The 418-nt window shown below is 67.2% G+C and carries 1 pseudogene; it reads right to left on the bottom strand.

The features are described 5' to 3' along the window. Positions 1-418, bottom strand: a pseudogene (locus RHSP_RS08575) (hypothetical protein); the annotation flags it as partial.

Here is a 418-nt window from a genome sequence, read left to right as displayed (position 1 = left end):
ATCGCCGTTCGCCTGCAGGTTCCAGCCCTTGCCGGCAGTCGTGTTTACCGCCGCGATCGCATCGTTGACGGTGTTCTGGCCGGTGCCGCCGACATTGCTCATCGTCAGCTGGCCGGTCGACGTATCGTAGGCGGCGTTGCCGCCCAGCACGCTCGCTGCGGAATCACCCACTGCAAACAGCTGCGAGCCGTTCACCGCCTCGGTCGAGGACGATGCGATCGTACCGGCCGCCAGGTTGGTCAGCTTCTGCGCATTGCCCGGAGCGGCCGCCGTGCCGCCAGACGCCGTCAGCACCGTGACGTCGGCCGTGCTGGTGCGCTGCACCACGCCGGCGGTGCCGTTGTTGATGTTGGTCAGGCTGCTGTCGACGGCGCCGATGGCCGATCCGACATTGTTGTAGCTGCTGCCGCCGACCGTA

Source organism: Rhizobium freirei PRF 81, assembly GCF_000359745.1.
GTDB classification, from domain to species: Bacteria; Pseudomonadota; Alphaproteobacteria; order Rhizobiales; family Rhizobiaceae; genus Rhizobium; species Rhizobium freirei.
The sequence above is the reverse complement of the archived record's forward strand: the minus strand, read 5'-3'. Positions and strand labels throughout refer to the sequence as shown.